General features: G+C 65.5%; 23 protein-coding genes. 14 read left to right on the forward strand and 9 right to left on the reverse strand.

Going from position 1 to position 21,659, the window contains the following annotated elements:
* Nucleotides 1-157: 157 nt before the first annotated feature.
* Both LRS11_RS11100 and LRS11_RS11105 read right to left on the reverse strand, forming a co-directional pair.
* Nucleotides 158-760: a LysE/ArgO family amino acid transporter gene (locus tag LRS11_RS11100; protein WP_260493059.1), complete on the reverse strand. Its 603-nt coding sequence runs from the start codon at nucleotides 758-760 to the stop codon at nucleotides 158-160.
* 5 nt (nucleotides 761-765) lie between these two features.
* Nucleotides 766-1,173: an ACT domain-containing protein gene (locus tag LRS11_RS11105; RefSeq protein ID WP_260493060.1), complete on the reverse strand. Its 408-nt coding sequence runs from the start codon at nucleotides 1,171-1,173 to the stop codon at nucleotides 766-768.
* Nucleotides 1,174-1,277: 104 nt separating this feature from the next.
* Here LRS11_RS11105 and LRS11_RS11110 point away from each other — a divergent pair, with 104 nt between their 5' ends.
* Entirely contained in the window at nucleotides 1,278-2,168 is an 891-nt protein-coding gene (locus tag LRS11_RS11110; RefSeq protein ID WP_260493061.1) for a LysR family transcriptional regulator ArgP, read from the forward strand.
* A gap of 249 nt (nucleotides 2,169-2,417) precedes the next feature.
* Here LRS11_RS11110 and LRS11_RS11115 read toward each other — a convergent pair whose 3' ends face one another.
* Nucleotides 2,418-4,376 (reverse strand): methyl-accepting chemotaxis protein, encoded by a 1,959-nt coding sequence (locus LRS11_RS11115; protein ID WP_260493062.1) that lies wholly within the window; start codon nucleotides 4,374-4,376, stop codon nucleotides 2,418-2,420.
* A gap of 205 nt (nucleotides 4,377-4,581) precedes the next feature.
* Here LRS11_RS11115 and LRS11_RS11120 point away from each other — a divergent pair, with 205 nt between their 5' ends.
* Together LRS11_RS11120 and LRS11_RS11125 are read left to right on the forward strand one after the other, a co-directional pair.
* A complete protein-coding gene (locus LRS11_RS11120; RefSeq protein ID WP_260493063.1) occupies nucleotides 4,582-5,571 on the forward strand; it encodes an NAD-dependent epimerase/dehydratase family protein in 990 nt (329 codons plus the stop codon).
* A 150-nt stretch (nucleotides 5,572-5,721) separates the two neighbouring features.
* Nucleotides 5,722-6,741 carry a Glu/Leu/Phe/Val dehydrogenase dimerization domain-containing protein gene (locus LRS11_RS11125; protein ID WP_260493064.1) on the forward strand — a complete coding sequence of 340 codons (1,020 nt, stop codon included), beginning with the start codon at nucleotides 5,722-5,724 and terminating at the stop codon, nucleotides 6,739-6,741.
* Nucleotides 6,742-6,856: 115 nt separating this feature from the next.
* Here the strand turns inward: LRS11_RS11125 and LRS11_RS11130 are convergent, their stop codons facing one another.
* A complete protein-coding gene (locus LRS11_RS11130; RefSeq protein ID WP_260493065.1) occupies nucleotides 6,857-7,117 on the reverse strand; it encodes a YebG family protein in 261 nt (86 codons plus the stop codon).
* Between the two features lie 255 nt (nucleotides 7,118-7,372).
* Here LRS11_RS11130 and LRS11_RS11135 point away from each other — a divergent pair, with 255 nt between their 5' ends.
* The 4 genes from LRS11_RS11135 (at nucleotide 7,373) to LRS11_RS11150 (ending at nucleotide 10,151) form a co-directional block, all read left to right on the forward strand.
* Nucleotides 7,373-7,816, forward strand: a complete 444-nt coding sequence (locus LRS11_RS11135) for a phosphate-starvation-inducible protein PsiE (RefSeq protein ID WP_409519810.1) — start codon at nucleotides 7,373-7,375, stop codon at nucleotides 7,814-7,816.
* 192 nt (nucleotides 7,817-8,008) lie between these two features.
* A complete protein-coding gene (locus LRS11_RS11140) occupies nucleotides 8,009-8,305 on the forward strand; it encodes a DUF3649 domain-containing protein (RefSeq protein ID WP_260493067.1) in 297 nt (98 codons plus the stop codon).
* Complete coding sequence (locus LRS11_RS11145) at nucleotides 8,302-9,828, forward strand: PepSY domain-containing protein (protein WP_260493068.1); 1,527 nt, start codon at nucleotides 8,302-8,304, stop codon at nucleotides 9,826-9,828. Before LRS11_RS11140 ends, LRS11_RS11145 begins: the two co-directional genes overlap by 4 nt.
* The gene (locus LRS11_RS11150; RefSeq protein ID WP_260493069.1) at nucleotides 9,828-10,151 is read left to right on the forward strand and encodes a DUF3325 domain-containing protein; all 324 of its coding nucleotides are present in this window, start codon (nucleotides 9,828-9,830) and stop codon (nucleotides 10,149-10,151) included. Before LRS11_RS11145 ends, LRS11_RS11150 begins: the two co-directional genes overlap by 1 nt.
* 75 nt (nucleotides 10,152-10,226) lie before the next feature.
* Here the strand turns inward: LRS11_RS11150 and LRS11_RS11155 are convergent, their stop codons facing one another.
* Complete coding sequence (locus LRS11_RS11155) at nucleotides 10,227-11,102, reverse strand: helix-turn-helix domain-containing protein (RefSeq protein ID WP_260493070.1); 876 nt, start codon at nucleotides 11,100-11,102, stop codon at nucleotides 10,227-10,229.
* 146 nt (nucleotides 11,103-11,248) lie between these two features.
* Here LRS11_RS11155 and LRS11_RS11160 point away from each other — a divergent pair, with 146 nt between their 5' ends.
* Nucleotides 11,249-12,148, forward strand: coding sequence for a DMT family transporter (locus LRS11_RS11160; RefSeq protein WP_260493071.1), 900 nt, complete (start codon nucleotides 11,249-11,251; stop codon nucleotides 12,146-12,148).
* Here LRS11_RS11160 and LRS11_RS11165 read toward each other — a convergent pair.
* The 4 genes from LRS11_RS11165 to yaaA all read right to left on the reverse strand — a co-directional run bounded on the left by LRS11_RS11165 (nucleotide 12,145) and on the right by yaaA (nucleotide 15,746).
* On the reverse strand, nucleotides 12,145-13,305 hold the full coding sequence (locus tag LRS11_RS11165) for an AAA family ATPase (RefSeq protein WP_260493072.1): 1,161 nt from the start codon (nucleotides 13,303-13,305) through the stop codon (nucleotides 12,145-12,147). The two genes, LRS11_RS11160 and LRS11_RS11165, sit on opposite strands and share 4 nt — an antisense overlap.
* 147 nt (nucleotides 13,306-13,452) lie before the next feature.
* Entirely contained in the window at nucleotides 13,453-13,830 is a 378-nt protein-coding gene (locus tag LRS11_RS11170; RefSeq protein ID WP_260493073.1) for a hypothetical protein, read from the reverse strand.
* A 4-nt stretch (nucleotides 13,831-13,834) separates the two neighbouring features.
* Complete coding sequence (locus tag LRS11_RS11175; protein WP_260493074.1) at nucleotides 13,835-14,668, reverse strand: SDR family oxidoreductase; 834 nt, start codon at nucleotides 14,666-14,668, stop codon at nucleotides 13,835-13,837.
* Nucleotides 14,669-14,966: 298 nt separating this feature from the next.
* Nucleotides 14,967-15,746: a peroxide stress protein YaaA gene (yaaA, locus tag LRS11_RS11180; RefSeq protein WP_260493075.1), complete on the reverse strand. Its 780-nt coding sequence runs from the start codon at nucleotides 15,744-15,746 to the stop codon at nucleotides 14,967-14,969.
* Nucleotides 15,747-15,912: 166 nt separating this feature from the next.
* Between yaaA and LRS11_RS11185 the strand changes: the two genes are divergently transcribed.
* The 6 genes from LRS11_RS11185 (at nucleotide 15,913) to moaE (ending at nucleotide 21,301) form a co-directional block, all read left to right on the forward strand.
* Nucleotides 15,913-17,094: a tetratricopeptide repeat protein gene (locus LRS11_RS11185; protein ID WP_409519726.1), complete on the forward strand. Its 1,182-nt coding sequence runs from the start codon at nucleotides 15,913-15,915 to the stop codon at nucleotides 17,092-17,094.
* 63 nt (nucleotides 17,095-17,157) lie between these two features.
* The gene (locus LRS11_RS11190) at nucleotides 17,158-18,285 is read left to right on the forward strand and encodes a polysaccharide deacetylase family protein (protein ID WP_260493076.1); all 1,128 of its coding nucleotides are present in this window, start codon (nucleotides 17,158-17,160) and stop codon (nucleotides 18,283-18,285) included.
* 347 nt (nucleotides 18,286-18,632) lie between these two features.
* Complete coding sequence (locus LRS11_RS11195; protein WP_260493077.1) at nucleotides 18,633-20,024, forward strand: PhoH family protein; 1,392 nt, start codon at nucleotides 18,633-18,635, stop codon at nucleotides 20,022-20,024.
* 95 nt (nucleotides 20,025-20,119) lie between these two features.
* Nucleotides 20,120-20,596 (forward strand): cyclic pyranopterin monophosphate synthase MoaC, encoded by a 477-nt coding sequence (moaC, locus tag LRS11_RS11200; protein ID WP_260493078.1) that lies wholly within the window; start codon nucleotides 20,120-20,122, stop codon nucleotides 20,594-20,596.
* Entirely contained in the window at nucleotides 20,593-20,838 is a 246-nt protein-coding gene (locus LRS11_RS11205) for a MoaD/ThiS family protein (protein ID WP_173204046.1), read from the forward strand. The genes moaC and LRS11_RS11205 overlap by 4 nt, the downstream gene beginning before the upstream one ends.
* A gap of 7 nt (nucleotides 20,839-20,845) precedes the next feature.
* Nucleotides 20,846-21,301, forward strand: coding sequence for a molybdopterin synthase catalytic subunit MoaE (gene moaE, locus LRS11_RS11210; RefSeq protein ID WP_260493079.1), 456 nt, complete (start codon nucleotides 20,846-20,848; stop codon nucleotides 21,299-21,301).
* Nucleotides 21,302-21,659: the final 358 nt, after the last annotated feature.

Genomic DNA, 21,659 nt, shown 5'->3' on the forward strand with positions numbered 1-21,659 from the left:
GGCGCGCGGTGCGCACAGGGGCCGTTCACGGGCGGCCGGACTGGCGGCGGAGAGTTTGTCCTCTTTGCGCCGCGAGCCGGGGATCATAGCACCCGAGCCGGGCCTTAACCACGCAGCAACTGTGTGGAAAAGCCGGTGCCAGGGCCTTTGCCACGCCTTACATGGAACGCATCAGCTGATAGGCCATGGCGAACATCATCAGCGCCACGCCCAGGTCGAGCAGGCGCCAGGTGGCGGGGCGGGCCAGCCAGGGCGCGAGCCAGGCCGCGCCCAGGGCCAGGCTGAAGAACCACAACAGCGAGGCGCTGGCCGCGCCCAGGGTGTAGGCGCCGGGATCCGGCTGCTGGGCGCCGAGCGAGCCGATCAGCAGCACGGTGTCCAGGTACACATGCGGGTTGAGCAGGGTAACTGCCAGTGCTGCTAGCAGCACGGCGCGGCGCGAGCGCGGGCCACTGCTCTCGCTCTGCTCCAGGGCCTGCGGGCGCACTGCACGCAGCAAGGCCTTGGCGCCGTACCAGAGCAGGAAGGCGGTGCCGCCCCAGCGGGCGATGCCGAGCAGTAGCGGATTCTGCGCCAGCAGCGCAGCCAGGCCGAAGACCCCGGCGGCGACCAGCAGGGCGTCGCACAGCACGCACAATGCGGCGACCGGCAGGTGATGTTCGCGGCGCAGGCTCTGCGCCAGGACGAAGACATTCTGCGCGCCGATGGCAATGATCAGGCCGGCGGCGACCAGCAGACCGTTCATATAGCTCTGCCACATGGCGCTCACTCCTCAACCTGGCTGGCGGCGAGCTGGCGCAGCACGGCCATGGCCCGCTCGGCATCGGCTGCGGCGACGAACAGATGATCGTGGTAGAAACCGGCCACTACGTTGCAGCTGATATTGGCGGCGGCCAGGGCGCTGGCGAAGGCAGCGGTGAGGCCGACGGCGGCGAGCGCCGAGTGCACGCTCAGGCTGATCCAGGCGGCGACGTAGTCATAGCTCAGGCCCAGGCGGTCGGCCTCTTCCTGGGCGAGGATCAGGGTCAGGCCTTCGGCCTCGCGAAAGCTGCCAATGATCTTCTGTATGTCCAGCGGACTGTCGCTCGCCACGCTGCAGAACACATAGCGTCCGGGGTTGAGCTGAGGTGACAGGCTGCCGAGCAGTTTGCCGAGTGAAGTTTCGCCGGCCATGGGGGCTTCCTTGTGAGGATTGCGGTGATCGTTGCCGGGCAGTTTCCGCTGCGCTCATGTATAAGAAAAACAAATCATGCTGATCTCTCATTAGGAGAACTGATTTGTTCGACTACAAACTCCTCGCGGCCCTGGCTGCGGTGGTGGAGCAGGGCGGTTTCGAGCGGGCCGCACAGCTGCTCGGCCTGTCGCAGTCGGCAGTGTCGCAGCGGATCAAGCTGCTTGAGGCGCGCGTCGGCCAGCCGGTGCTGGTGCGTGCCATGCCACCCGCGCCCACGGAGATCGGCCGGCGCCTGCTCAACCATGTGCAGCAGGTGCGCTTGCTCGAGCGCGACCTGCAGGGCCAGGTGCCGGCGCTGGACGATGGCGGCCTGCCCGAGCGCCTGCGCATCGCCCTGAATGCCGACAGCCTGGCGACCTGGTGGGCGCGAGCGCTGGGCGACTTCTGCGCTGAGCACCGCTTGCTGCTGGATCTGGTGGTGGAAGACCAGGACGTCGGCCTCAAGCGCATGCGTGCCGGCGAGGTAGCCGCCTGCGTGTGTGCGGCCGAGCGCCCTGTGGCGGGCGCACGCTCCCTGCCGCTGGGTGCCATGCGTTACCGTGCCCTGGCCAGCCCTGCCTTTATAGATCGGCACTTTCCCCGAGGTGTGCAGGCGGAGAACCTGGCGCGGATTCCGGCCATCGTCTTCGGCCCGGACGACCTGCTGCAGCATCGCTACCTGGCGCAGCTGGGCGTGGAGGGCGGTTTCGCCCACCACCTGTGCCCATCATCGGAAGGTTTCGTGCGTCTGACCGAAGCCGGCTTCGGCTGGGGCCTGGTGCCTGAGCTGCAGGTGCAGCGCGAGCTGGCCAGCGGCGCGCTGGTCGAGATCATTCCCGACCTGCCGCTGGATGTGCCGCTGTACTGGCACCACTGGCGTAACGGCGGCGAGCTGCTGACGGCACTGACCGAACACCTGCACCGCGGAGTGGCCGGCTGGCTGGTCGAGCCGTAGCCCGGATGCAATCCGGGAATGGTGCCGGCGGTTTTCTCCGGATTGCATCCGGGCTACCAGGCTGACTTTGCCTTTGACGGAGGAGCCAGCTTGTTGGCGATCAGCGGATCAATGATCGCCAGCAAGCTGGCTCCTACAGGCACACATTTCACCGCTGCCCCCGCGGCGTGGCTGGCTGGTCAAGGCGTAGGGCGGGTGCAACCCGCGGTACCGACAACGCGGGCTTCACCCTCCCTACGCTAGAACCATTCAAAGCTGAAAGTGCGCCACCAACTGCTCCTGGCTGCCGGCCACCTTGCGCAGGTGCTCGCCGCAGTCGCGGGTGTGGGCGGCGGTCTGGCGGTTTTCCCCGGTCATCTCGTGCAGGCGGTGCATGTGCTGGTTGACCTCCTGGGTGGTGGCCGCCTGCTGCTCGGCGGCCGCGGCAATCTGGAAGGCCAGGGCATGCACGCCTTCCAGTGACTGGCTGAGGTGATCCAGCGAGCCGAGTACGGCCTGGGTTTCGTCTTCCAGTGCGCGGGCCTGCTCGGTGGAACCCTGCATGCGCTGCAGCGCCTCGTCGGAGGAGTCGCCGAGGGCGCCGATGATCTGCACGATTTCCTCGGTGGCGGTACGGGTGCGCAGGGCCAGGTTGCGTACTTCGTCGGCCACCACGGCAAAGCCGCGGCCCTGTTCGCCGGCCCGCGCCGCTTCGATGGCGGCGTTGAGCGCCAGTAGGTTGGTCTGCTCGGCGATGGCGCCGATCACGCTGAGCACCGAGCCGATCTGCTGGCTGTCGCCGGCCAGGGTCTGCACCACCCGGTCGGCCTGGCGCAGGCCGTCGAGCAACTGGTTCTGGCGGCCGATCATGCGCTGCAGGGTGCTTTGCATGGTGACGAAGGCTTCGCGTGCGGCGGCGCTGCCATCGGCACTCTGGCTGGCGTTGCTGGCGATTTCCTGCACGGTGGCGGCCATCTGGTCGACCGCGCTGACCACCATTTCCAGGGCTTCCTGCTGCTGGTCGAGGCGGCTGCTGGTCTGCCCGGCGGCGCCGAGGATGTCGCCGCTGGCATCGCCCACCGCACTGCTGGCCTGGCGCAGACGTTCGATCACTTCGCGCCAGGCGCCGGCCATTTCATGCAGGGCCTGCATCAGCCCGCTGTGCGGGGTGTCCTGGCTGGCCAGGCGCAGTTCGCCGGCGGCCAGGCGCCGGGCCAGGTCCGCCATGTTGCTCGGCTCGCCACCCAGTGGACGCATCACACTGCGGCTGACCAGCCAGGTGGCCAGTGCCACGCCAGCGATGGTCAGCAGGCCGAGCAGGAGCACTTGCCACAGCAGCTCACGCACCGGGGCAAAGGCCTGGGCCTGGTCCATCTCGGCGATCAGCGCCCAGCGCTGGCCGTTGAACTCCAGCGGCACGAAGGCCTTGAGCGCCGGTTTGCCGTCCAGCCCTGGTTCGGCCAGGCGACCTTGCTGCCCCTGCAGCGCCAGCGTCAGCGCCTGGCCGCTGAGTGGTGCGGTCTGCGCGCCGCCACGGCTGACCTGCAGTTCGCTGAACCGTACCGAGTCGGAGCGCAGCAGGCCGTCGCTGCCCACCAGGTAGGTTTCCCCGGCTTCGCCGAGGCCCTGACGGGTTTGCATCACCGCATTCAGCGGATCGATCGGCAGTTCCAGCATCAGCAGGCTTTGCAGTTCGCCGTCGCTGAGGATCGGCGCCACCAGGAACTGACTGGGCTCACTGGTCTGCGGGTTGCTCGCCAGGTCGCTGATCAGCGCCTGCTGGCTGTCCAGGCTGGCGCGCGCCAGGCGGCCCATGGGCGTGTCACGCCAGCTCGCGTCGTTGAGGTTCTGCTGGTAGTCGCTGCCGCGCAGCACGCTGAACAGCACCTTGCCGTCGGTCGAGATCAGCTTCAGGTCGCGGTAGCCGAAGGTCTTGATGAAGTTCTCGAAGATCGGTCGGTCATAGTTGGCGGTGCTGACCAGGGCGACGGCGTCCAGGCCGGCGTAGCTGGTGCCGAGGTTGCTGGCCAGGGTGCTGAGTTGGTTGTGCCGGGACTGCCAGTTGTCCTGCAGTTGCCGTTGTTTGATATTCGCTACGGCCTCCAGGGCGTTCAGCGTTTGCTCCTGCAGGGCCTGGCTGGCCTGGTGGTAGGCCGTGAAAGCCATGGCGAGTACCGGGATCAGGCCGATCATCAGGTAGCTGAGCGCGAGTTTTAGGCGTAACGGCATTTCCGTTGGCTCCACGGGTAGAAGGGTTACAAAAGAGGGTGACTGTCAAAAATTCTGCAAGAAGCGTGCGAATTGTTTAACGAGCGTCAAAAATAATGTGCGATAACCGTTCGCAAGGCCGGTTTTCTGGCTTGCCATGTCACAGCCGGACGGGGGCGAGGCTGCTAGAGTCGCTGCTACAACAAGCACCGCAGGGGAGAGGCGCATGAAAATTCTGGTAACGGGGGCGAGCGGTTTTATCGGCGGACGCTTTGCCCGGTTCGCCCTGGAGCAGGGTTTGCGTGTGCGGGTCAACGGTCGCCGCCCCGAGGGTGTGCAGCACCTGATCAAACGTGGTGCAGAGTTCGTCCAGGGCGACCTGGCCGATGCCGACCTGGTGCATCACCTGTGTCGCGATGTCGAAGCCGTGGTGCATTGCGCCGGCGCCGTGGGCGTGTGGGGCAGCCGCGAGCACTTCCAGCGGGGCAATGTCGGCCTGACCCAGAACATCATCGAGGGCTGTCTGGGGCAGAAGGTGCGGCGCCTGGTGCACCTGTCGTCGCCGTCGGTGTATTTCGACGGTAAGTCGCATGTCGGCCTGAAGGAAGAGCAGGTGCCGAAGACCTTCGTCGATCATTATGGTGCGACCAAGTACCTGGCCGAGCAGAAGGTCTTCGAGGCCCAGGAGTTCGGCCTGGAGGTGATCGCCCTGCGTCCGCGCTTCGTCACCGGCGCTGGCGACACCAGCATCTTTCCGCGCTTGATCAACATGCAGCGCAAGGGTCGCCTGGCGATCATCGGCAACGGCCTGAACAAGGTCGACTTCACCAGCATGCAGAACCTCAACGACGCCCTGTTCAGCAGCCTGCTGGCCGCCGGGCCGGCGCTGGGCAAGGTGTACAACATCAGCAATGGCGCGCCGGTGCCACTGTGGGATGTGGTCAATTTCGTCCTGCGCCAGTTCGACCTGCCGCCGGTGAGCAAGCACATGCCCTATGGCCTGGCGTATGCCGCGGCGACGCTCAACGAGATGGTCTGCAAGGTGCTGCCGGGGTGCCCGGAGCCGAGCCTGTTCCGTCTCGGTGTGGCAGTGATGGCGCGGGATTTCTCCCTGGACATCAGCCGCGCCCGGCAGTACCTGGACTACGATCCGCAGGTGCCGATCTGGACCGCGCTGGAGGAGTTCTGCCAGTGGTGGAAGGTACAAGGGCGCTGAGTGCCAATGCTGTGGCGGTTCTCATCGGGGCGTGATCTGAGCCGTTCACTGTGACTCTGGTTATCAGGACTGGGTGGCTTATACCCAGTCAACCCAGCCGCAGGTAGCGCCCGACCTATACTGGCCTGTAAAGCCAGCAAGGAAATCCGCATGTTCGCCATGATGGAACGCGCCCGGCTCGAAGCCCTGCATCTGGCGCAAGACCCTGCCACCGGCCTCCAGGCCATCATCGCCATCCACAACACACGCCTCGGCCCCGCCCTTGGCGGTTGTCGCTATCTCGCCTATCCCGATACCGACAGCGCCGTGCGCGATGCCATCCGCCTGGCCCAGGGCATGAGCTACAAGGCCGCTCTGGCCGGCCTGGAACAGGGCGGCGGCAAGGCGGTGATCATCCGTCCGGGCCATGTGGATAACCGTGGTGCGCTGTTCGAGGCCTTCGGCCGCATGATCGAATCGCTCAAGGGGGCCTACATCACTGCGATGGACAGCGGCACCTCCAGCGCCGACATGGACTGCATCGCCCAGTACACCCAGCACGTGACCAGTACCACCAGCGCCGGTGATCCGTCGCCGCACACCGCCATGGGCGTCTATGCCGGCATCCGCGCCACCGCCCTGGCGCGCCTCGGCAGCAGTGATCTGGAGGGCCTGCGCATCGCCGTGCAAGGCCTCGGCAACGTCGGCTTCGCCCTGGCCGAGCAACTCGCGGCCGCCGGGGTGGAGCTGTTCGTCAGCGACCTCGACCCCGGCCGCGTACAGCTGGCGGTGGAGCAGCTCGGTGCCCATGCGGTGAGCAGCGAGGCATTGCTCAGCACGCCGTGCGAGATCCTCGCGCCCTGTGGCCTGGGTGGTGTGCTCAACGCCCAGACGGTCGGCACCCTGCACTGCGCGGCGGTGGCCGGTGCGGCCAACAACCAGCTGGCCAGTGGCGAGATCGCCGATGAGCTGGAGGCGCGCGGCATCCTCTATGCGCCGGACTACGTGATCAATTCCGGCGGGCTGATCTATGTCTCGCTGCAACATCGGGGTTATGAGCTGCCGGCGATCACCGCGCACCTGGCGCAGATCGGTCTGCGCCTGACCGATATCTACGCCCATGCCCAGGCCGACAAACACTCGCCGGCGCGGGTTGCCGACCGGCTGGCGGAGCGGCTGTTGTACGGCTAGCGCAGTTCAGTACCGCGCCTGAAAACAGCAACGCCCAAGGCAGTAATGCCTTGGGCGTTCGTTCTGGCCGAGCAGAGCTGCCAGGGGCACGCCATGCACGCATGGCGGTGCGCAATCACTCGGCGCTTTCTGCGCCCAGTTCGGCGAGGGCTTCCGGCTGGTTCTTGAAAGCCTTGGCGAAGGTGTCGCGGTTCTTCGCCATGAAGATGCCGAGTTCTTCCACCTGTTGTTCGCTGAGCGATGGCACGGCCTTCTGCAGCGCCTCGGACAGCGCTTCGGCCAGTTCCAGCATCTTGTCGTAACGATCGGCTTCGGCCTTATCCATGAACAAGCGCTCCAGGTCGCGGCTGCTGCGGTACACCACTTCGACGGCCATTCATCACCTCATTCCTGTATCTGTTGGGAAGAAAAATACTGTATTTGCATACAGTATAAAGAGATGTGTCGTTGCTGCAAGGCCTGCGCCAAAGTCTTTGCCGGCAGCCCCGTCGCTGTGCCCGAGGCAAAAGCCTGGGCGTCACACTGGCCTCCATTCTGCATAACCGTCATCAGCTAGTGCCAGCATGGCCAATCAAGAGTAGTCAGGAGTAACAGCGTGAAATCGAAACAGATCGAAGCCCTGCGCGAGGGCATGCATGACTTTGCGCAGTCCGTCGGCAATCTGATGGTGGAGTCGTTCCACTATCTGGCGCTGTTCGGCATCGGCGGCATTACCGCATGGGCCTCGGTGGTGGCCTTTCTCGGCATGCTGGAAAAGGGCCATATCACGGTGGATGACATCCTCCTGCTGTTCATCTACCTGGAGCTGGGGGCCATGGTTGGCATCTACTTCAAGACCAACCATATGCCGGTGCGCTTCCTCATCTACGTGGCGATCACCGCGCTGACCCGTCTGCTGATTTCCGACGTGTCGCACCACAATCGCCCGGATATGGGCGTGGTCTATGTGTCTGGCGCCATCCTGTTGCTCGGCCTGGCGATTCTGGTGGTGCGCTATGCCTCCTCGCGCTTCCCTTCGGTGCAGGCGCCATCGCGTCTTGGTCGGGAGCAGGAGCGCGAGGCCGGCGAAGTCTGAAGCGCTTCTTGGCCGCTTTGGGCGGTTTACCGGGCCGCGCGACCTGATCACGCTGTAGGGAGTGGCACGACCAGGCTGCTAATAGCTTTCCAGTGCAAGTGTTTCTCAATACTATATGGCTCTGATTCGTAGTTGCTGGCTGCTCCCGGTCTGAGCAGCAGGCACCTATTCACCGAAAACAGCGAGCCGATCTTGAGCAAGAACCTTCCCCTGTCGCGCTGGAGCATCGCCTCGCGTGTGCTGGCCGCCCTGTTCGGCGGCTATGCATTGGCCTATGGCTTTACCGCGTTCTTTTCCGTGTACCTGCCGCTGGTTCGAGCCGACCGCGTGGTGTACGCCAGCCTGGCCTGCTTCGCCGTGTGGACGGCGGCGGTGATCTACGTGTTCGCCGCCCGCAGCGCGACCCGCGCCTGGCTGTGGCTGGTCGGCCTGACCACTGTCCTGTGCCTGGCCGCCTTCCTGCCGACTGAACTGGGAGTACGCCCATGAGCCTGCGTCAATCCATGGCCGGCCTGCATACCTGGGGCGGCCTGCTGCCAAGCTGGCTGCTCTACGTGATCATCTTCGCCGGCACCCTGGCCTGTTTCGACAAGGAACTGGAGCGCTGGATGCGTCCGGCGCTGCACCAGGGCGTGGCCTCGAGCATGACGGCCGATCAGGTGCGCGGCTGGCTGGAGACGAATGTCAGCGATGAGCTGCATGCCTTCTGGATGCATGGGCCGACCAGTCGTGAGCCGTTCTGGCGCCTGGGCTGGGAAGTGGACAAGACCGAGGAAATGCACGACGTCGCCTTCGACCCGGCTAGCCAGCAGCCGATGGCGGAAACCCTCGGCGGCGGCTTCTTCTTCGAGTTGCACTACAACCTGCATGGCGGCACGCTCGGCATGTACATCGTCGGCCTGGCCGGCATGTTCATGCTGGTGGCGCTGGTGTCCGGGGTGATCATCCATCGGCGTATCTTCAAGGACTTCTTCACCTTGCGGCCCAATGCCAATGGCCAGCGCGCCTGGCTGGATGCGCACAACCTGTTCGGCGTGATCGGCTTTCCCTTCCACCTGGTACTGGCCTACACCGGCGTGGCGATCTTCGTCGCCACCTATATGCCGGCCGGGGCGCAGGTGGCCTACAACAGCAATGTCGAACAGTTCTTCACCGACGTGATGGGCGGTTACTCGCGCGAGGGCGTCGGGCAGAAGGCGGCGAGCCAGATGTCGCTGGATGAGCTGATCGAACAATCGCGCCAGCGTTGGAACGGCGGCGAGACCGGCTGGGTCAGCGTGCATCATCCGGGCGATGTGGCGGCAGTGGTGGATATCCGCCGTCTGGACAACTCGCGCATCGGCTCGCCGCAGGACACCCTGAGCTACGACGCCGCCAGCGGCGAGCTGCTCAATCAGCAGCAGGCCTCGACCGCCTACCGCGCCTATAGCTGGCTGGCCGGCCTGCATATGGCGCAGTTCGGCGGCACGCTGGTGCGCCTGCTCTACCTGCTGCTCGGCCTGGCCGGCTGCGCCATGCTGGTCGGTGGCCTGCAGGTCTGGCTGGCCAAGCGTGAAGCTCGTGGCGGTGCCGGCATCGGCCTGGTGCGGGCGCTCAACGGCGCGGTATTCGCCGGCCTGCCGCTGGCCAGCCTGGCGCTGCTATGGGGTAACCGGTTGATCCCCGCCGACCTGGCCGAACGGGCCACGGCCGAGGCTTGGGTGTTCGTTGGCAGCTGGCTGCTGCTGGCGTTGTGGGCGGTACTGCGCCGTAACCAGCCGCGCAGTCTGCTCAGCCAGCAGCTGACTCTGGGTGCGGTGCTGGCCCTTGGGTTGCCGCTGGTGAATGTGCTGACCACCAGCCATGGCGGCTTGCCGTCCAGCCTGTTGCGTGGCGACTGGGCGCTGGCCGGCATCGATCTGTTCCTGCTGCTCTGCGGCCTGCTCTGTGCCCTGTTTGCCTGGCGCTGCGCCCAGCCGCAACAGGCCCAGGCCACCCGCGCCCGCCGTGTTCTGGTCGAGGAGGCCATCTGATGTTGCTGCTCGGCTTTGCTCTCAACTACCTGGCCATGACCGGCCTGTGCCTGGCCATGTCGCGCCACCACAAGCTGCTGCTCAGCGGTGCCCCCGCGCTAGCGCGCCAGCGCTTGCTGCGCGGCCTGGCCGTGGTCGGCATGGTTATCGGTCTGCTGCTGTGCATGCGCGGCGAAGGCGGCGAGATCGGCACTGTGCTGTGGCTGTGTCAGCTGATGCTGGCCGGCGTGCTGCTGGTCAGCCTGCTGGCCTGGAAAGCACGCTGGGTGTTGCCGCTGGCCGGCCTGCTGCCGGTGGCAGGGGGCGTGGCGCTGCTGCTCTGATTCACCGGTAGCCCGGACTTCAGTCCGGGTTCGTCTGCCAGCCCCGGACTGAAGCCCGGGCTACAGGGCGATGACTCAACCGCCGCGGCTGGCGCGCAGCAGGCCAGGGGCGGCACCGAAGGCGGCGCGGAAGCGATTGCTGAAGTGGCTGGCGCTGGCGAAGCCGCAGGCCAGGGCGATCTCGCCTAGGGGCAGGCGGCTGTGCTGCAGCAACTGGCGTGCACGCAGCAGGCGCCGTTGCAACACATAGCGGTGTGGCGGCTGGCCGAAGCTGGCGCGGAACATGCGCACGAAGTGGTATTCCGACAGCGCCGCCAGCTGGGCCAGTTCGCCCAGGCTGAGGGGCTGGTCGAGATGCTGCTCGATGTACTCGGCCAGCCGGCGGCGCAGGTGCGGCGCCAGACCACCCTTGACCTTCAGGCCCTGGCGTAGACCGACCTGGGTCAGCAGCACATGGCTGATCATCTCGTGCGCCAGGCTGCTGCCGAGCAGGCGCTCGCCGGGTTCGTCCCAGTCCAGCTGTACCAGTTGGCGAAACTGCCCGGCCAGCTGCGGATCGTCGAGGAAGGTGCTTTCGCGCAGCTGCAGTTCGCGCGGCTCGCGGTCGAGCAGGGTGACCGCGCTGGCGGCGAAACGCTCGGGGCTCACATAAAGGTGGGCCAGGCAGATTTCGCCATTGATCACCCAGGACGACTCGTGACCGGCCGGCAGGATGCACAGCTTGTCCGGCGCGCCCTTGCTGCCGGGCTTCTCGCGGCGAAAGGTGCCGGTGCCGCCGGCCAGGTAGCAGGACAGCGTGTGCTGGCTCGGCCCCTGGTAGTCGCGGGCATCGTGGTGGTTGGTCCACAGCGCCGCAGCCAAGTCGTCGCCCAGCTCGGCACCATGCAGCAGGCGCGCGTGCGGCGAGCTGCTGAGGGACTGGAAAACCTGGTTGTGGGCGAGGCTGGTCATTGACGTGTGAGTGCTGAGTTGGACAGTTGCCATCCTACTCCCGGCATGCGCCGATGCCACCGGCCTGGCGCAGATAAGCGCAATTTTGTGCAAGCGCAGGCGGCCTAGCGGGTCGAGACTAAAGGCCTGTCTCACGGAGCCTGGTCATGAACCTGTCGTTGTACCTGTTGACCGTCCTGATCTGGGGCACCACCTGGATCGCCCTCAAGCTGCAGCTGGGCGAGGTGGCCATTCCGGTGTCCATCGCCTACCGCTTCGCCCTGGCGGCCCTGGTGCTGTTCGCCATTCTGCTGCTCAGCGGCCGCCTGCAACCGATGAACCGCCGGGGCCAGCTGATCTGCCTGGCGCAGGGCCTGTGCCTGTTCTGCATCAACTTCATGTGCTTCTACACCGCCAGCCAGTGGATTCCCAGCGGGCTGGTGGCGGTGATCTTCTCCACCGCGACCCTGTGGAATGCCCTTAATGCACGGATCTTCATGGGCCGGCGGATCGCCGCCAATGTGCTGGCCGGCGGCGCGTTGGGCATGCTCGGCCTGGGCCTGCTGTTCTGGCCGCAACTGGCGGGCCACGAGGCCAGCCGCGAAAGCCTGATCGGCCTGGGCCTGGCGCTGATCGGTACGCTGTGTTTCTCCGCCGGCAACCTGCTGTCCAGCCTGCAGCAGCAGGCCGGCCTACGACCGCTGACCACCAATGCCTGGGGCATGCTCTACGGCGCGTTGCTGCTGGTCGGTTACTGCCTGGTCAGCGACATCCCGTTCACCTTCGAGTACAGCACGCGCTATGTCGGCACCCTGCTGTACCTGGCGATTCCCGGCTCGGTGATCGGCTTCACCGCCTACCTGACCCTGGTCGGGCGCCTCGGCCCGGAACGTGCGGCCTACTGCACCGTGCTGTTCCCGGTGGTGGCGCTGAATATCTCGGTGTTCGCCGAGGGCTACCAGTGGACGGCGCCAGCGTTGTTCGGCCTGCTGCTGGTGATGCTGGGCAATGTGCTGGTGTTCCGCCAGCCGCGCTCGGTGGCCAGTCCGCAGGCAGATCGAGCCTAATCCGGCCAGTGCCAAGCGGGTTCATTGAGCAGGCTCTGGCCCTGGATGGCGGTCTGTCCGAAGCTTTTGTCGAGGACGATGGAGTTGCATTCCGGGTGTTGTTCCAGTGCGGCGATCAGCCGACTGGCGTGGGACACCACCCACACCTGGGTATGCCGCGAAGCCTCGATGATCAGCCGCCCGAGCGCCGGTAGCAGATCCGGATGCAGGCTGGTTTCCGGCTCGTTGAGCACCATTAGCGAGGGCGGTCTGGGGGTGAGCAGGGCAGCCACCAGCAGCAGGTAGCGCAGGGTGCCGTCGGATAGCTCAGCTGCCGACAGGGGGCGCAGCAGGCCTTCTTGGCGCAAGGCGACGCTGAAGCGCCCACCGGGTTGGCAATCGATGCTCAATTCGGAACCGGGGAAAGCGTCGGCGATCGCCTGTTCCAGGGCCTGGCGGTCGCCAATTTCGCGGATAGTCTGCAGTGCGGCTGCCAGGTCGCGCCCGTCGTGGTGCAGCACAGGCGTGCGGGTGCCCAGTTGCGGCTGGCGGGCAGGTGCCTCGGCGTCGGTACGAAAGTGATCGTAAAAGCGCCAACGGCGGATGGTCTCGCGTAGCTGGAATACCTCTGGGCAGCCTGGGTCGTTGCCAATCTGGTCGAACAGGCTGTCGTAACTGGGCAGATGCTGGGCCAGCACCTGCCAGTCACGGCCCTCACGCTGGCGCACCATCGGCCCTTCGCGATCGACCAGAAGGGCGGCTGGGCGATAGCAGGGGCCAGCCCAGATGCATTCGCGCTTGATCTCGGGGTCGAGGGAGAAGGCCGAACTCGACGGCTCGGGCAGGCCTAGGGAAATGGCATAGCTGAAGTCTTCAGCAGCGAAGCCCAGGCGCAGTCGAACGACCTCTCGGCGTGGACCACCCTGGATCGGTACTTCGCCGTTACGCATACGCCGGCTGATCGTTTCCGGCCCCGCCCAGATAGTCGACTCCAATCCGCCGTCCCGAGCCAAAGCATTGACTACGCCACCTTGGGCCGTTTCGGCCAGCAGGCGTAGGGCACGGTAGAGGTTGGATTTGCCACTACCATTGGTACCGGTGATCAGATTGAGCCGGCCCAGCGGCATCACCAGGTTGTTGATAGAGCGGTAGTTGCCGACGGCGAGGGTATGAAGCATGGCGAGTCGTCCTGACAGTAGAGCCGCCTCGAACAGTGGCGAAGGGCGCGCAACTATCCTAGCGCAGCGGGCCGGATCGTCGATACGAATGGCTCGGCGTCAGTCGTACAGGTGTGTGCAGGGCTAGCGTGGGGCTGCATGGCGAAGCTACGTCGGGCGCCGGCCTAGATGCAGGGCGAAGGCCAGCGCTACGGGGTAGCTCAGGTAGTGCAGCACGAAGATCAGCTGGCCCATGTGGCCGGGTTCGTCCTTCAGCCACATCAGGCCCCACAGGCCGAAGTAGAGCAGGCCGAGTATCGCGCCGTAGAGCAGGTTGAGGCCCCAGGCTTCGCCGTGGCGAGGCAGGTGGCCTTCGAGGCGGGTGAACAGCCAGCGCAGGCCCAGCGCGACGACGATGGCCACCAGCAAGGTGGCGGGCAGGCCGCCAACCTTGAGCAGGCCGCGCACCAGCAGGTTGAGTGCGAACACCGCTGCGGCGGCGCCGAGCGCGTACTGGTAGAGGGCAAAGCGGCGCGGGCTGGACATGATTTCAGACAAGCTTCTGATTGAGGCCGAAGCGTTTCTTCAGCACGGCCTGCAGCAGTGTGCGCGGCAGCAGGAAGGCCAGCAAGGGCAGGCTGCGGCAGCCATGGCCGAGGCGCAGCAGGGCCGGGCGCTTGGGGCGTTGCACGGCGGCGAGCAGGTCGGCGGCGAACGCGCTGGCCGGGGTCGGTTTGTCCTGGGAGGCATTGGCGCGGGCGCGGATGCCGTCGCGCAGCGGCCACCAGGGTGAGCTGTCGTTGAGCAGCTGTTCCGCGGCCTGGCTGGCATTGTTGCCGAAGCTCGAAGCGATGGCGCCTGGCTGCACTTCCATGACCGCGATGGCAAATGGCGCCAGCTCCATGCGCAGGGCATCGGAGAGCGCATGTACGGCGGCCTTGGAGGCACAGTAGGTGCCGGCGAACGGGGTCACCAGTACGCTGGAGATGCTGCCGATATTCACCACCAGACCGCGGCTGGCGCGCAGCAGGGGGAAGCAGGCGCGGGTCAGCTCGACCAGGCTGAACACGTTGGTCTCGAACTGCTGGCGCATGCCATCGGCGCCGCCATCGAGCAGCGGGCCCATGGCGCCGTAGCCGGCATTGTTGATCAGCACATCGAGGCGCCCGGCTTCTTGTTGCAGGCGGGTGGCCGCCTGTTGCACGGCCTGGGCATCGTTGACGTCCAGCTGCACGGCGACGAAACCGGCGGCGCTCAGCGCGCTGAGGTCAGCGGCTTTGCGCGCACAGGCCCAGACCCGGTAACCGGCGCCGTGGAAGGCGTCGGCCAGGGCGCGGCCGATGCCGCTGGAACATCCGGTGATCAGTACCACGGGCTGGCTCATGCTGGCTCCTTGTTGTGATGAGGGCTGAATCCTGCCCGCATCCTACACAAGGGCCTTGCCGCCTGTACTTGCCTTGCGGGCCAGAGTCACTGACCTGGCGCGCCAGCGCATAGATACTGGTATTCAGCACAACCTTATGTAGGAGCCAGCTTGCTGGCGATCAGCGGGACGCTGTCTGCCTATCGCCAGCAAGCTGGCTCCTACAGGATCAGGCCAAGGGTGGATGACGCTGTGCTCATCCACCAGGGCGCCGCGCGGTGGCTCGATGGCGCGCGATCCACCCCGCACCCTTCAGCCATTACTCTGGCGGCTGGTCGCGCAGGAATACCAGGCTGTCCGGCTTGGACTGCTCGGCGCTGTAGCGGTAGCCGGCATAGCTGAAGTCCTTCAGCCCAGCCGGATCGCGCAGGCGCTCCTTGATCACGTAGCGGGCCATCAGGCCGCGGGCCTTCTTGGCGTAGAAGCTGATGATCTTGTACTGGCCGTTCTTCAGGTCCTTGAACTCGGTGTCGATGACTCGCGCCTTCAGGGCCTTGCGCTTGACCGCGCCGAAGTACTCGTTGGAGGCCAGGTTGAGCAGCACGTCGTCGCCCTGTTCGGCCAGGGCCTCATTGAGCCAGGCGCTGATCTGCTCGCCCCAGAAATCGTAGAGGTTGTTGCCGCGCGGGTTGGCCAGTTTGGTGCCCATTTCCAGGCGGTAGGGCTGCATCAGGTCGAGCGGGCGCAGTACGCCGTACAGGCCGGAGAGCATGCGCAGGTGGGTCTGGGCGAAGTCGAAGTCGGCCTCGGCGAAGTCTTCGGCGTTCAGCCCGGTGTACACATCGCCCTTGAAGGCGAGCAGCGCCTGCTTGGCGTTGGACGGGTTGAACGGCCGCTGCCAGCTGCCGTAGCGGGCGACGTTGAGGGCGGCGAGCTTGTCCGACAGGTGCATCAGTTCGCCGATCTGCTGCGGGCTCAGTTCGCGCAATTGGCCGATCAGCTCCTGGGCGTGGTCCAGGTGCGCGGGCTGGGTGAAACGGCCGATCACCGGCGGCGTCTCGTAGTCCAGGGTCTTGGCGGGGGAAATCACCATCAGCATCGGAGCGTCTCCATAAAACGTGGCGGCGATTCTAGGCTGGATGCGGGGTGCGGCTCCAGCTATCGGGGCGATCAGTCACAGACTGGGGTTCGGGCTGCGGTTATAGTGGCCGCCGCGCGGTCGTTTGGCCGCGCCTTCCATTCATCGCTTTGACAAGGAGGTCGCAGTGAGTTTTCTCCCTCGCACCATCGCATCCCTGCTGTTCGCATCCACCGCTGCCCTGGTCCAGGCCGAGCAACTGCCCATCGAAGTGCTCAGTGCCGTGGTCAAGGACCAGCGCATCGCCGACGCCGAAGTGCTGGTGCAGAAGAACGGCGCGCAGAGCGTGGTCGGCAAGACCAACGCCCAGGGCCAGGTCAGCCTGACCACGGCCTTCCCTGATGATGCCGCCAGCCTGCTGATCATCAAGAAAACCGGCTACTCCAACCTGGTCGCCAAATGCCCGTGCAAGGGCATGACCTACGCCATCAGCCCGGTGATGCAGAGCCTCGACGGTATGCGCGTGGTGCTCAGCTGGGGGCAGGCCCCGGCCGACCTCGACTCGCACATCGCCTACCCGGGCAACCACGTCTTCTTCAGCGAGAAGGAGGGCGAGGAGGCCAACCTGGATGTCGACGACACCGACAGCTACGGCCCGGAAACCATCACCCTGCAGAAGAAGCGCTTCGGCGAGACCTATGTGTACGCCGTGCATGACTTCATCAACAGCACCAACCCTTCGGCCAATGCCCTGAGCGCCAGCCAGGCCAAGGTGTTCGTCTATGTCGGCCAGTCGCTGGTGCGCACCTACTACGTGCCGCAGGGCCAGCGTGGCAACCTGTGGACGGTGTTCCGCGTCGCCGGCAATGGCGACTTCCAGGACATCAACCAGCTGCAGGGCATCAGTGGCGAAAGCGCCACCATCGGCGGCATCCTCCAGCCGCTGCAGAACGAAGGCCAGAGCATTGCCAGCCTGACTGCCACACAAGCCGCCCAGGGCGACGCCAAGGCACTCAACCGCCAGGGTGAGACGGCCTACCATGCCGGCCAGCTGGACCAGGCCATCGACTTCTACCGCGAAGCCATCGAGCTGGATGCCAACTACGGCCAGGCCTATGGCAACCTCGGCCTGGCCTACCAGAAGGCCGGGCGCACCGCCGAGGCGATCTGGGCCAACCGCAAGGCCATCGCCTTGGCCAGCGGCGCCAGTGCGGCCACCGTGCGGGCCGGCTCCTACTACAACATCGCGCGTATCTACGAGGCGGCCGAGCAGTACGACGACGCCCTGCGCCACTACCACCTGGCCAAGGAACAGAAGGCCAACCCGGTGTACGACAAGGCCATCCTGCGCGTGCAGGATCGTCACTGATCTGTCGCCGATCCAGACAACGCGCTCCTCAGGGGCGCGTTTTTCATTCAAGGAAGACTATTCATGTTGATCAGAACCCTATTGCTTGGCTTCGGCCTGCTGGCCGGCAGCGTTCAGGCCGCCGGCCCCGCGACCTTCGCCACCCTCGATCGCGGCACCTGGCCCGAGCCGCTGCACAGTCAGGCTGCTTTCGATAGCGCCTCGCGCGCGGAAATCCTCACCTTCGCCCAGGCCCTGCAGGCCAGCGAAGGGCTCGACGAGGCGGCCTGGAAATCCCGCCTGGGGCTGAAATCGGCCAACCTGCAGTCGATCGCCCAGGTGCGTGAGCGTTTCTGGCAGCGCCTGCTGGAGAACTATCGCTTCGCCCGGCAGAGCTGCACACCGACCAGCGATTTCTGCGCGCCGGTCGCGGATGTCGCCGCACTGCGCGAGCAGGCCCGGCAACTGGTGATCGCGCCGGACTCGCGCTACTTCGCCTGGGCCGAGGCCAGCCAGCGTTTCCATCTCGGCTACCTCAACGAGCAGATGCGCCTGGCCGCGCTGTTCCCGCGGATCAGCAGCGAGATCGCGCTGTTCTCCGAGCAGGAACGTAACGGCGACGAACTGGCCGATATGCAGTTCCTGCTGACCTTCGACGATGGCCCCACGACGCTCGGCGGCCACACGGACAAGCTGGCGGCCTGGCTGCGCCAGCAGGGCCTCAACGGCACCTTCTACGTGCTCGGCAGCAACCTGCAGCAGCGCCTGCGGAAGACTTCGGCCGCCGCCCTGAACCAGCTGTATGCCGGCCAGTGCGTGGCTTCCCATGGCTGGGAACACAAGTCGCACGCCAGCTGGGCCGACTGGCAGGGCTCGGTGAGCCGCACCCGTGAACTGCTGCAGCGCGAACTGCCGGAGCTGTACGTGCCGCTGTTCCGTCCGCCCTATGGCCAGCGCCAGGCTGACAGCCAGGCCTTCTTCGCCAGCCAGGGCCTGCAGGTGGCGCTGTGGCAGATCGACTCGCAGGACTGGAGCAGCAAGGTCAACGCCGAGGCCGCCGGCCAGCGCGTGCTGACCCTGATGCTGCTGTGGCGCCGCGGTGTGCTGCTGTTCCACGACATCCATAACAAGGCCCAAGGTGCCTTGCCCTGGGTGCTGCAGGCGAGCGCAGGGGTGCCGCTGCAGTGGCAGGATTGCCGCAGCTATCGCTGAGTGGCGCGCGAATATAGAGGGTCTTTTCGGGGGTTGGCGAGGGCGTTACTGAGCGAGCCGCAGCGGGCTCGCCGAGGGGCAGGACTTCCGACTTTAACGGTGCGGGTCGGGTACGCCAAGGGTTATTCGTCGAGCCGATAAAAAAGTCTGCAAGTGATGAAAAAGTTCTTTTTTCTGTCACCCGCAATGGAGTATTAACAAAGACAGACCGTCGAACCCTGCAGCACAGGTGGCGGCTTCAGGCCATCACCTTTGCGCGCACTTTTCCGGCTCTGGCCGGGAGGCCGACGGCCCTTCGACGGAGTGCTTTGCCGGCTCCGCATGGCCCCCAGATAAGGTGACCGAGTATGGATGATCACGGACACACCCGCTCCACCCAGCCCACCCTCTATGTCCTCGACACCAACGTCCTTATCCACGATCCAAACGCGCTGCTGAACTTCCAGGAACACCACGTCACCATCCCCATGACCGTGCTCGAAGAGCTGGACAAGCTCAAGGCCGGCAAGCACTCGGTCGCCGCCGAATGTCGCCAGGCCATCCGCCTGATCGACCAGGTACTGGGCGAGGCCAACCCGGAGGAGGTGGAGAAGGGCGTACCGATCCAGCGTGGCAAGAGCGGGCCCTGCGGCAGTCTGTCGATCCTCATGAGCAAGCGTGCCGAGCCGCTGACCTGGCTGCCGGAAGACCTCAACGACAACAAGATCATCAACCAGTTGGTCGACCTGCGCAGCCGCAATCCGGGTGTGCGTGTGGTGCTGGTGACCAAAGACATCAACATGCGCCTGAAGGCGCGCGCCTGTGGCATTTCCGCGGAGGACTACCACACCGACCAGTTGGTCGACGACGTCAACCTGCTGTCGCGTGGCTACCACAACATGACGGGCTCGTTCTGGGACCGCGTGAACAAGGTCGAGACCCGCCAGGGCCACGGCCGTACCTGGCACCAGGTGCAGCTCACCGACAACCTGCCGGCCGTGCACGTCAACGAGTTCATCATCGACGAGCAGGGCTTCGTTGGCTGGGTCAAGGGCATCGACGGACGCACCCTGACCATCCTCGACCTGCACCAAGAGCCGCTGCTGCACCAGGAAGCCTGGGGCCTCAAGCCGCGCGACATCTACCAGTCGCTGGCGCTGTTCGCCCTGCTCGATCCAGACATCCACCTGGTCAACCTGTCCGGCGCCGCCGGCTCGGGCAAGACCATCCTGGCCCTGGCCGCGGCCATCGAGCAGACCATGGTCAGCAAGCGCTACCGGCGCATCATCGCCACCCGTAGCGTGCAGGGCCTGGACGAGGACATCGGCTTTTTGCCCGGCACCGAAGCCGAGAAGATGGAGCCCTGGCTGGGCGCCATTACCGACAACCTGGAAGCGCTGCACATGGACGACGAGAGCACCCACGGCAGCGTCGACTACATCCTGCAGAAGGTGCCGCTGCAGTTCAAATCGCTCAACTACATCCGCGGGCGCAGTTTCCAGCACAGCCTGATCCTGATCGACGAGTGCCAGAACCTCACACCGCACCAGATGAAGACCATCATCACCCGCGCCGGCACGGGCTCCAAGGTGATCTGCCTGGGCAACCTGGCGCAGATCGATACGCCTTACCTGTCCGCCACCAGCTCGGGTCTCACCTACCTCACCGAACGCTTCAAGGACTTCGAGCACGGCGTACACATCACCTTGCAGGGCGTGCCGCGTTCGCTGCTGGCCGAGTACGCGGAAACCCACATGTAAATCACGCGGTATTCCCCTCTCCCATTCGGGGGAGGGGATGCGCGCTTCGGCTGCGGGCGGCGTTACAATGGCCGCATCTTTTCCGGAGCAAGACCGTGCTGACCCATCTCGATTCCCAAGGCCGCGCCAACATGGTGGATGTCACCGACAAGGCGGTGACCTCCCGCGAGGCTGTGGCCGAAGCCCGCGTGCGCATGCTGCCCGCCACCCTGCAGATGATCGCCAGCGGCGGCCATCCGAAAGGCGACGTGTTTGCCGTGGCGCGCATTGCCGGCATCCAGGCGGCGAAGAAGACATCTGATCTGATCCCGCTGTGCCATCCGCTGATGCTGACCAGCGTCAAAGTCGAACTGCAGGCCGAGGGTGACGACTGCGTGCGCATCCAGGCGCGCTGCAAGCTGGCCGGGCAGACCGGCGTGGAGATGGAAGCACTGACCGCCGCCAGCGTCGCCGCGCTGACTATCTATGACATGTGCAAGGCGGTGGATCGCGGCATGGTCATCGAATCGGTGCGCCTGCTGGAGAAACTAGGCGGCAAGAGCGGCCACTTTATAGCGGAGCAGCCGGCATGATTCGCGTGCAGTATTTCGCCCGTTACCGTGAGGTGCTGGGTATCGATGGCGAGCAGTTGCAGCTCGCCGCGCTGAGTAGCCTTGATCAGCTGCGCGAGCACCTGCTTAGCCGCGGCGGCGTATGGCAGGTGCTGGCCGAACAGAACCTGATGTGCGCGCGCAACCAGGAGCTGTGCAGCCTGGATAGCGAACTGGCCGATGGCGATGAAGTGGCCTTCTTCCCCACGGTCACGGGAGGCTAACAATTTTATGACCGTTCGCGTCGAACCCACGGCCTTCGACCCCGGCGCCGAGCTGAACGCCCTGCATGCGGCGCAGCTGGGCATCGGTGCGGTGGTCGGTTTTGTCGGCTACGTGCGCGACTTCAATGACGGCCAGGACGTGCACGGTATGTTCCTCGAACACTACCCGGGCATGACCGAGAAGGCCCTGCAGAAGATCGTGGTGGAAGCCGAGCAGCGCTGGCCGCTGCTACGCGTAGAAATCGTCCACCGCGTCGGCCAGTTGCCGCCGGGCGAGCCGATCGTCTTCGTCGGCACCGCCAGCGCCCACCGCCAGGCGGCCTTCGACGCCTGCAACTTCATCATGGACTACCTCAAGACCCGCGCGCCGTTCTGGAAGAAGGAAGACACGGCCGAAGGCGCACGCTGGGTGGAGGGGCGGGCCAGCGATCAGGACGCGGCCGGGCGCTGGAGCAAGTCCTGAGCGACTGATCGCATTCCCACCAGCGGCGCTGGCTTTTCGTAGGGTGCGCTGCGCTACCGGATAACCCGTACAGCACCCTGGTGCGCACGGCGTACCCTACGACCGCGAAGCCAACGCATGGCCTCACCGGCCCATCACGAGTGTCGTTGCAGGTGTTTCCTCGCGGTGTTTCGACACGCCTGGCGGACGCCGACCTGCGGTTGTTACCGTTGGTTGACGGTATGTACATAAAAGTCCAGTATGGACTCATAAGTACAAATCAGCGGCGAGCGATCATGCATCAGCACCTGCCCAACCGGTTCCATTGCAGCAGCGGTCCGCGCCGCCTGCCTTTTCTTCTGCCACGCCAGTAACGCCT

Origin of the sequence: Pseudomonas sp. J452 (genome assembly GCF_024666525.1) — a bacterium.
Lineage (GTDB): Bacteria > Pseudomonadota > Gammaproteobacteria > Pseudomonadales > Pseudomonadaceae > Aquipseudomonas.